Genomic DNA, 8,832 nt, shown 5'->3' on the forward strand with positions numbered 1-8,832 from the left:
CGTACGGTCCCGGCGCTCACCCTAGTGGCCGCGGGCGCTCCCGCGGGGACGCTCGGCGACCGGGGGAAAGAGGCCGGCCGCCGCCTGGTACCCTGAGTGACGGCCGTTCGTGTACGCACCCCCGGAGCCCCGTGCCCTGGAGGTCGCGCGCAGCGGATCCCCGCCTCCCGAGTAACGGAAGCTCTCCCGAGATGTAGACCGGGGGCACTCGGTGGCTCTCAACAGACTATGAGGAGTACGCGTGTCGCTCGACGCCGCTACGAAGAAGCAGATCATCGCCGAGTTCGGTACCAAGGAGGGTGACACCGGCTCCCCCGAGGTCCAGGTCGCTCTGCTGTCCCGTCGGATCTCCGACCTGACCGAGCACCTCAAGACCCACAAGCACGACCACCACAGCCGTCGTGGCCTGCTGATCCTGGTCGGTCAGCGCCGTCGCCTGCTGCAGTACCTGGCGAAGAAGGACATCCAGCGCTTCCGTGCGCTGGTCGACCGCCTCGGCATCCGCCGCGGTGCGGCGGGCGCCAAGTAAGGACGCCGTGAGGGGAGCGGTTCCCGGCAGGACTCGGGGACCGCTCCCTTTGCTGTACGTGCGGAAACGTGCGCGGTGTCACTCACGCTTTGTAGTGTGGTAGCACAACGCATTACGTACGACACAGAACGAGGAGAAGCGCACCACGCCGCCGCCGGTCCTCGGTAGTGGCCCCCGGGGGGAAGCGAGCCCCGGGTGCTTCGATCGAAGACCGGCCCGCACAGCAGGCGCGCTTCTCCACCACCGTCCCCCTGCCACACGGGCAGTCCCGGGACGAAGACGAGGAGAAAACGCTAGTGGAGAACGAGACCCACTACGCCGAGGCCGTCATCGACAATGGCGCCTTCGGTACCCGCACCATCCGTTTCGAGACGGGCCGCCTGGCCAAGCAGGCCGCCGGCTCCGCCGTGGCGTACCTGGACGACGACACCATGGTGCTGTCGGCCACCACCGCCTCCAAGAACCCCAAGGACCAGCTCGACTTCTTCCCCCTCACGGTGGACGTCGAGGAGCGGATGTACGCCGCCGGCAAGATCCCCGGCAGCTTCTTCCGCCGCGAGGGCCGGCCGAGCGAGGACGCGATCCTCACCTGCCGCCTGATCGACCGTCCGCTGCGCCCGTCCTTCAAGAAGGGCCTGCGCAACGAGATCCAGGTCGTCTGCACGGTCATGGCGCTCAACCCCGACCACCTGTACGACGTCGTCGCGATCAACGCCGCGTCCGCGTCCACCCAGCTGGCCGGCCTGCCCTTCTCCGGCCCGATCGGCGGCGTCCGCGTCGCGCTGATCCGCGGCCAGTGGGTGGCCTTCCCGACGCACACCGAGCTCGAGGACGCCGTCTTCGACATGGTCGTCGCGGGCCGCGTCCTGGAGGACGGCGACGTCGCGATCATGATGGTCGAGGCCGAGGCCACCGAGAAGACCATCAAGCTGGTCGAGGACGGCTCCGAGGCGCCGACCGAGGAGGTCGTGGCCGCCGGTCTGGAGGCCGCGAAGCCGTTCATCAAGGTCCTGTGCCGCGCCCAGTCCGACCTCGCCGCCAAGGCCGCCAAGCCGACCGGCGAGTTCCCGATCTTCCTGGACTACCAGGACGACGTCCTGGAGGCGCTGACCGCCGCGGTCAAGCCCGAGCTCGCCCAGGCGCTCACCATCGCCGGCAAGCAGGAGCGCGAGGCCGAGCTGGACCGCGTCAAGGGTCTGGCCGCCGAGAAGCTGCTGCCCGAGTTCGAGGGCCGCGAGAAGGAGATCTCCGCCGCGTACCGCTCGCTGACCAAGGCCCTGGTCCGCGAGCGCGTCATCAAGGAGAAGAAGCGCATCGACGGCCGCGGTGTCACCGACATCCGCACCCTGGCCGCCGAGGTCGAGGCCATCCCGCGGGTGCACGGCTCCGCGCTGTTCGAGCGTGGCGAGACCCAGATCCTGGGCGTCACCACCCTCAACATGCTCCGCATGGAGCAGCAGCTGGACACCCTCTCCCCGGTGACCCGCAAGCGCTACATGCACAACTACAACTTCCCGCCGTACTCCACCGGCGAGACCGGCCGCGTCGGCTCCCCGAAGCGCCGCGAGATCGGCCACGGCGCCCTCGCCGAGCGCGCGCTCGTGCCGGTGCTGCCGACCCGCGAGGAGTTCCCCTACGCGATCCGCCAGGTGTCCGAGGCCCTCGGCTCCAACGGTTCGACGTCCATGGGCTCCGTCTGCGCCTCCACCATGTCGCTGCTGAACGCCGGTGTGCCGCTGAAGGCCCCGGTCGCCGGTATCGCCATGGGTCTGATCTCCCAGGAGATCGACGGCGAGACGCACTACGTCACCCTCACCGACATCCTCGGTGCGGAGGACGCCTTCGGCGACATGGACTTCAAGGTCGCCGGCACCAAGGACTTCGTGACCGCCCTCCAGCTCGACACCAAGCTGGACGGCATCCCGGCCTCCGTCCTGGCCGCGGCCCTCAAGCAGGCCCGCGACGCCCGCCTGCACATCCTCGACGTGATGATGGAGGCCATCGACCGGCCCGACGAGATGAGCCCGCACGCCCCGCGGATCATCACCGTCAAGATCCCGGTCGACAAGATCGGTGAGGTCATCGGCCCCAAGGGCAAGATGATCAACCAGATCCAGGAGGACACCGGCGCCGAGATCACCATCGAGGACGATGGCACGATCTACATCGGTGCCGCCGACGGCCCCTCCGCCGAGGCCGCCCGCGCCACGATCAACGGCATCGCCAACCCGACGATGCCCGAGGTCGGGGAGCGCTACCTCGGTACGGTCGTCAAGACGACCACCTTCGGTGCGTTCGTCTCCCTGCTGCCCGGCAAGGACGGTCTGCTGCACATCTCGCAGATCCGCAAGCTCGCCGGCGGCAAGCGCGTGGAGAACGTCGAGGACGTCCTCGGCGTGGGCCAGAAGGTCCAGGTCGAGATCGCCGAGATCGACTCCCGCGGCAAGCTGTCCCTCGTCCCGGTGATCGAGGGCGAGGACGGCGACGAGGCGAAGGACGACGCCGAGCAGTGACGTCCCGTGGCTCGAAGGTGACGGCCCGCTCCTCTTCGGAGGCGCGGGCCGTCGCCCGTACCCAAACCCTGATCAAGGGCACCGGCGGCATCGGCACCGTCCGCAAGACCACCCTCCCGGGGGGCCTGCGCGTCGTCACCGAAACCCTGCCGTCGGTCCGCTCCGCCACCTTCGGCATCTGGGCCCACGTCGGCTCGCGTGACGAGACCCCCGCCCTGAACGGCGCGACGCACTACCTGGAGCACCTGCTCTTCAAGGGCACCGAGCGCCGCTCCGCGCTGGACATCTCCGCCGCCATCGACGCCGTCGGCGGCGAGATGAACGCGTTCACGGCCAAGGAGTACACGTGCTACTACGCACGGGTGCTCGACACCGACCTGCCGCTCGCCATCGACGTCGTCTGCGACATGCTGACCGGCTCGCTCATCGTCGAGGAGGACGTCGACGTCGAACGCGGCGCCATCCTCGAAGAGATCGCGATGACCGAGGACGACCCCGGCGACTGCGTGCACGACCTGTTCGCGCACACCATGTTCGGGAACAACGCCCTCGGCCGCCCGGTCCTCGGCACCGTGGACACCGTCAACGCCCTCACCGCCGACCGCATCCGCCGCTTCTACCGCAAGCACTACGACCCCACCCACCTGGTGGTCGCCTGCGCCGGCAACGTCGACCACAACAAGGTCGTACGACAGGTCCGCGCGGCCTTCGAGAAGGCGGGCGCGCTGAAGAACCCGGACGCGCAGCCCATCGCCCCGCGCCACGGCAGCCGTACCATCCGGACCTTCGGCAAGGTGGAACTGCTCGGCCGCAAGACCGAGCAGGCGCACGTCGTGCTCGGCATGCCGGGCCTCGCCCGCACCGACGACCGCCGCTGGGCCATGGGCGTCCTCAACACCGCCCTCGGCGGCGGGATGTCCTCGCGGCTCTTCCAGGAGGTCCGGGAGAAGCGCGGCCTCGCCTACAGCGTGTACTCGTACACGTCCGGCTTCGCCGACTGCGGCCTGTTCGGCGTCTACGCCGGCTGCCGTCCCAGCCAGGTGCACGACGTGCTGCGGATCTGCCGCGACGAACTCGACCACGTGGCCGCCAACGGGCTGACCGACGACGAGATCACCCGCGCCATCGGCCAGTTGCGGGGCTCCACCGTCCTCGGCCTGGAGGACACCGGCGCGCTGATGAACCGTATCGGCAAGAGCGAGCTGTGCTGGGGCGAGCAGATGTCGGTGGACGACATGCTGGCGAAGATAGCCGCGGTCACCCCGGACGAGGTGCGCTCGGTCGCCCGCGACATCCTGGGCAGGCGTCCGTCGCTGTCGGTCATCGGCCCGCTGAAGGACAAACAGGCCGCGCGACTGCACGACGCCGTCGCCTGACCAACGGAATCGACAAGTCGGCAAGTCAGCAAGGATCGTGAGGAAGCAAGGATGAGCAAGCTGCGCGTGGCGGTCCTCGGCGCCAAGGGCCGGATCGGGGCCGAGGCGGTCAGGGCGGTCGAGGCCGCCGAGGACATGGAGCTGGTGGCCGCCCTCGGCCGGGGCGACAAGCTGGAGACGCTGGCGGAGACCGGCGCCCAGGTCGCCGTCGAACTGACCACCCCCGCCTCGGTCATGGGCAACCTCGACTTCTGCGTGCGCCACGGCATCCACGCCGTCGTCGGCACGACCGGCTGGACCGAGGAGCGCCTCGCGCAGCTGACGGGCTGGCTCGACCAGTCCCCGCAGACCGGCGTGCTCATCGCCCCGAACTTCTCCATCGGGGCCGTGCTGACCATGAAGTTCGCCCAGATCGCCGCGCCGTACTTCGAGTCGGTCGAGGTGGTCGAGCTGCACCACCCCAACAAGGTGGACGCGCCGTCCGGTACGGCCACCCGCACCGCACAGCTCATCGCCGAGGCCCGCCGGGCGGCCGGCACCGCCCCCGCGCCGGACGCCACGGTCACCGCGCTGGACGGCGCCCGGGGCGCGAGCGTGGACGGCGTCCCCGTGCACGCCGTACGGCTGCGCGGCCTCCTGGCCCACCAGGAGGTGCTGCTCGGCGCAGAGGGCGAGACCCTCACCATCCGCCACGACTCCCTGCACCACAGCAGCTTCATGCCGGGCATCCTGCTCGGCGCCCGCCGCGTGGTGACCACTCCGGGCCTGACCTTCGGCCTGGAGCACTTCCTCGACCTGAGCTGAGACGGTCCCTGCGATGCGCGCGAAGATCAACTACCTCATCACGGCCGCCGTCCTGGTCTTCTACTTCGTCCTGGTCGGCAGCCGCGGTGTGCTGCTCATCGAGACCGGTACGGTCCTCACCGTGACCTTCGGGGTCGCGGTGCTGATCCTGCCGGTCATCGGGCTGTGGTTCCTGTGGAAGAACACCCAGTTCGTCCGCCGGGCCAACCAGCTCGCCGCCGAACTCGACGCCGAGGGTGGCCTGCCCGTGGACGAGCTGCGGCGCACCCCCGGCGGCCGGATCGACCGCGACTCGGCCGACGAGGTCTTCGCCAAGCGCAAGGCCGAGACCGAGTCCGCCCCGGACGACTGGCGCTGCTGGTTCCGGCTGGCCGTGGCCTACCACGACGCCCGGGACACCCCCCGCGCCCGCAAGGCCATGCAACGGGCGATCGCCCTGCACGCGGGCCGCACGCCGACGGACGCCTGACGTGCCGTAGCCGGCCAGGCCGCGGACACGCGACGGGCCGGCCGCGCCGCCACGGTCCGCCGGGCCGCGCGGGCGTACCCGCCCCGCCCGGCCCGCGGTCACGCGCCGGGACTCAGTGGCCCCGGCCCGCCTCCGCCGCCCACGCCTCCACCACGTCCGCCGCCCGCTCGAAGGCCGCCGGGCGCCCCACGAAGTCCAGGGTGTGCGTGGTCAGCAGCGCCGGGGTCTCCGCGGCCGGACGGTCCTTGCGCGACAGCGTCAACGCCTGGCCCTGCACCGTCCTCGGCAGCCCCAGCCACCGCACCGGCTGCTGCACCGTCCGCACGGACACCACCCGCGCCCACGGCACCGTACGCGTCATCACGAAGCCCACCTGACGCAGCCCGCGCGCGCTCACCCAGACGCCCATGCGCAGCAGGCGCAGCGCACCCGCGATCACCAGCAGACCCGTGCCGAGGACCACCGCGGCAAAGGAGGCCGAGCCGGTCAGCGCGATCAGCACCGCCGCGAACAACACGAACGAGGCGACCATCAGCACCAGCGCGGCCAGGCCCACCCGCCAGGGGCCGGGCCGGTAGGGACGCCGCCAGCGGTCCCGGTCGTCGTACGGCAGCGCGCTCTCGGAGGCCGACTCGAAGGTGCGGTCGGCCGTCAGGAAGGGCAGGGGCACGGCTGGTCCTCACTCGGTCCTCACGGGGGCTGTGCCCGGTGAGGCTATCCGGCCCGCTTCCCGCTCACCAGCCGTGAGCCGCCGTAAGGGTCAGTGGTGCCCCTGGGACGCCTGCGACTGGGGTGCCGGCGGACCGGACGGAGTGGACAGCGCCGGCATGCCGAGGAGCAGGGAGCCCACCAGTCCGGCCACGACGGTCAGACCCAGCAGCCAGCGCCCGGCTATCTCGCCGAAGGACCCCCGCTGCCGCGGCGGCGGAGTCACATTGCTGCGGAACGTGTCGGCTTCGGCGAGGAAGGCGAAGGGGACGGGCTCGCTCCGACGGGACATCGCGGTGCCACTCCTTTCCCGGTTTGGGGTCGAACGTGCAGGCCTCACCGGTACAGACGATCGAGTACGGCAAAAGGTGCCCATGTCCGAAAAAATCGTCGGCGGGTTTTTTGGGGTGAGGTCCCGCACGGGCCCCGCCGGGTGCCCCGTAAGGTGGGCGCGAACCACCCGAAGTGATGGGAAGGACCCCAACCCCCGTGACCACCCCCGAGTCGCTCACGTTCCGCAGCGACGTCACCGTCGAGCTGGTGAAGTCCAGCGCTTCGGACGCCGACGTCCTCTTCGCCGCCCGCGTCTCCACCGCGGGCGAGCAGTCCCTGGACGAGCTGAAGAAGGACCCCGAGCGCTCCAAGGGCCTGATCAACTACCTGATGCGCGACCGGCACGGCAGCCCGTTCGAGCACAACTCGATGACCTTCTTCATCAGTGCCCCGATCTTCGTCTTCCGCGAGTTCATGCGGCACCGGGTCGGCTGGTCGTACAACGAGGAGTCCGGCCGCTACCGGGAGCTCCAGCCCGTCTTCTACGTCCCGGACACCGACCGCAAGCTCGTGCAGCAGGGCCGCCCCGGCAAGTACGTCTTCGTCGAGGGCACCCCGGAGCAGCACGCCACGGTGAGCGGCACCCTGGAGGAGTCGTACCGGCAGGCCTACGCGTCCTACCAGAAGCTGCTCGACGAGGGCGTCGCCCGCGAGGTAGCCCGCGCGGTGCTCCCCGTCGGTCTGTACTCCTCCATGTACGCCACCTGCAACGCGCGCTCCCTGATGCACTTCCTCGGCCTGCGCACCCAGCACGAGCTGGCCAAGGTGCCGTCCTTCCCGCAGCGGGAGATCGAGATGGTGGGCGAGAAGATGGAGGCGGAGTGGGCCGAGCTCATGCCGCTGACGTACGCCGCCTACAACGCGAACGGCCGCGTGGCCCCCTGACCGGGCGCCGCCGCGGAGCGCGGAACGGATGTACGGGTCAGCCTCCTGAAGTGTCCGTATTGCGGCATTTGGAGAAGTTCATCTAGCCTGATCAAACGGACCCGGCACTGCTTGAACCCCCGAGCAGGCAGTGCCGGGTTCCATATTTGTCCTGACTTACCCGGCCCCCCAAGGGCAGACCGCGCACGGAGCACCGAGTAGCGTGTTACCCATGGCTCCGACCTCGACTCCGCAGACCCCCTTCGGGCGGGTCCTCACCGCCATGGTCACGCCCTTCACGGCGGACGGCGCACTCGACCTCGACGGCGCGCAGCGGCTCGCCGCCCACCTGGTGGACGCAGGCAACGACGGCCTGATCGTCAACGGCACCACCGGCGAGTCCCCCACCACCAGCGACGCGGAGAAAGCGGACCTCGTACGAGCCGTAGTGGAGGCGGTCGGCGACCGGGCCCACGTGGTGGCGGGCGTCGGCACCAACGACACCCACCACAGCATCGAGCTGGCCCGCGAGGCCGAGCGCATCGGCGCCCACGGCCTCCTGGTCGTCACGCCGTACTACAACAAGCCCCCGCAGGAGGGCCTGTACCGGCATTTCACGGCCGTCGCCGACGCCACCGGGCTGCCGAACATGCTGTACGACATCCCCGGCCGCAGCGGCGTCCCGATCAACACCGAGACGCTCGTCCGGCTCGCCGAACACCCCCGGATCGTCGCGAACAAGGACGCCAAGGGCGACCTCGGCCGCGCCAGCTGGGCCATCGCGCAGTCCGGCCTCGCCTGGTACTCCGGCGACGACATGCTGAACCTGCCCCTGCTCTCCGTGGGCGCGGTCGGCTTCGTCTCGGTCGTCGGCCACCTGGTCACCCCGGACCTGCGCGCCCTGGTCGAGGCGTACACCTCCGGCGACGTGGTCAAGGCCACCGAGATCCACCAGAAGCTGCTCCCGGTCTACACCGGCATGTTCCGCACCCAGGGCGTCATGACCACCAAGGCCGCGCTCGGCCTGCTCGGACTGCCCGGCGGGCCCCTGCGCTCGCCCATGGTCGAGTGTTCGCCCGAGGAGATCGAGCAGCTCAAGATCGATCTTGCCGCCGGCGGGGTACAGCTCTAGCAACAGACTTCGCACGACCCGGACCCAGGCGGTCCAGAAGCCCCCGGGCTTCACACCCGAAGAGACAACTGAAGAGACAACCGCACAGACAACCGCATACGCGG

General features: G+C 70.2%; 9 protein-coding genes. 7 read left to right on the top strand and 2 right to left on the bottom strand.

Annotated elements, in window-relative coordinates; all coding sequences use genetic code 11:
* Nucleotides 1–241: 241 nt before the first annotated feature.
* The 5 genes from rpsO (at nt 242) to BLW85_RS27990 (ending at nt 5,691) form a co-directional block, all read left to right on the top strand.
* A complete protein-coding gene (gene rpsO, locus BLW85_RS27970; protein WP_003997419.1) occupies nt 242–529 on the top strand; it encodes a 30S ribosomal protein S15 in 288 nt (95 codons plus the stop codon).
* A gap of 296 nt (nt 530–825) precedes the next feature.
* Nucleotides 826–3,042: a polyribonucleotide nucleotidyltransferase gene (locus BLW85_RS27975; RefSeq protein WP_070022127.1), complete on the top strand. Its 2,217-nt coding sequence runs from the start codon at nt 826–828 to the stop codon at nt 3,040–3,042.
* Complete coding sequence (locus BLW85_RS27980; RefSeq protein ID WP_070022126.1) at nt 3,039–4,418, top strand: M16 family metallopeptidase; 1,380 nt, start codon at nt 3,039–3,041, stop codon at nt 4,416–4,418. Before BLW85_RS27975 ends, BLW85_RS27980 begins: the two co-directional genes overlap by 4 nt.
* 51 nt (nt 4,419–4,469) lie before the next feature.
* Entirely contained in the window at nt 4,470–5,222 is a 753-nt protein-coding gene (gene dapB, locus BLW85_RS27985; protein WP_074993606.1) for a 4-hydroxy-tetrahydrodipicolinate reductase, read from the top strand.
* Between the two features lie 13 nt (nt 5,223–5,235).
* Nucleotides 5,236–5,691, top strand: a complete 456-nt coding sequence (locus tag BLW85_RS27990) for a tetratricopeptide repeat protein (protein WP_070022121.1) — start codon at nt 5,236–5,238, stop codon at nt 5,689–5,691.
* Nucleotides 5,692–5,803: 112 nt separating this feature from the next.
* Here the strand turns inward: BLW85_RS27990 and BLW85_RS27995 are convergent, their stop codons facing one another.
* Both BLW85_RS27995 and BLW85_RS28000 read right to left on the bottom strand, forming a co-directional pair.
* Nucleotides 5,804–6,361, bottom strand: a complete 558-nt coding sequence (locus BLW85_RS27995) for a YdbT family protein (RefSeq protein WP_070022119.1) — start codon at nt 6,359–6,361, stop codon at nt 5,804–5,806.
* A 90-nt stretch (nt 6,362–6,451) separates the two neighbouring features.
* Entirely contained in the window at nt 6,452–6,691 is a 240-nt protein-coding gene (locus BLW85_RS28000; protein ID WP_074993608.1) for a hypothetical protein, read from the bottom strand.
* 176 nt (nt 6,692–6,867) lie between these two features.
* Between BLW85_RS28000 and thyX the strand changes: the two genes are divergently transcribed.
* Nucleotides 6,868–7,617, top strand: a complete 750-nt coding sequence (gene thyX, locus BLW85_RS28005; protein WP_074993610.1) for an FAD-dependent thymidylate synthase — start codon at nt 6,868–6,870, stop codon at nt 7,615–7,617.
* Nucleotides 7,618–7,828: 211 nt separating this feature from the next.
* On the top strand, nt 7,829–8,728 hold the full coding sequence (gene dapA / locus BLW85_RS28010) for a 4-hydroxy-tetrahydrodipicolinate synthase (protein WP_070022113.1): 900 nt from the start codon (nt 7,829–7,831) through the stop codon (nt 8,726–8,728).
* Nucleotides 8,729–8,832 lie beyond the last annotated feature (104 nt).

Origin of the sequence: Streptomyces misionensis, from assembly GCF_900104815.1 — a bacterium.
Taxonomy (GTDB): Bacteria; Actinomycetota; Actinomycetes; order Streptomycetales; family Streptomycetaceae; genus Streptomyces; species Streptomyces misionensis.